This is a genomic window from Mesorhizobium sp. Arg314, from assembly GCF_053714275.1.
This window is the reverse complement of record NZ_JBSKBP010000277.1, coordinates 1-390: the sequence shown is the minus strand read 5'-3', so window position 1 is coordinate 390 and position 390 is coordinate 1. Positions and strand designations below refer to the sequence as shown.

General features: G+C 62.3%; 1 protein-coding gene. It reads left to right on the top strand.

The window, feature by feature from the left end; genetic code table 11:
- Positions 1-26: 26 nt before the first annotated feature.
- On the top strand, positions 27-390 hold a 364-nt coding region (locus tag ACWGS9_RS35475; protein WP_454509515.1), incomplete at its 3' end, for a hypothetical protein.

The window sequence follows — 390 nt, the reverse complement described above, 5'->3', positions numbered from 1 at the left end:
TGACCAGGCTGATAGGAGCTACCGAAATGGCGCAGACACCTTTGGAAATGCGGCAGAAGATGGCGCGGGTGAACCAGGCGTTGGACCAGATGCGGGACACGCTACCCAATGCTGAGCAAGCACGTTTCGAGCAATACCGCGATGGCGTGAACGATAAGATGCACGATCGTCTCGCCCGCCTCCAGCACGAGCAGCAAAAGGTTGCAGGCGGAGCTGGCGAGGCCGCGCCTGAAAGAGAGGCGCGCGGCCGCGATTTGCCGGCCCGCGAAGATACGCGTCAGCCCGATACGCCGGTGCGGCAGACCGAGAAGTCGCGTGAACGCGTTCAGCAGCAGAAAGACTCAGCCAAGCAAAAGGACCGACAGGCCGACGACCAGGACCGCAAGACGC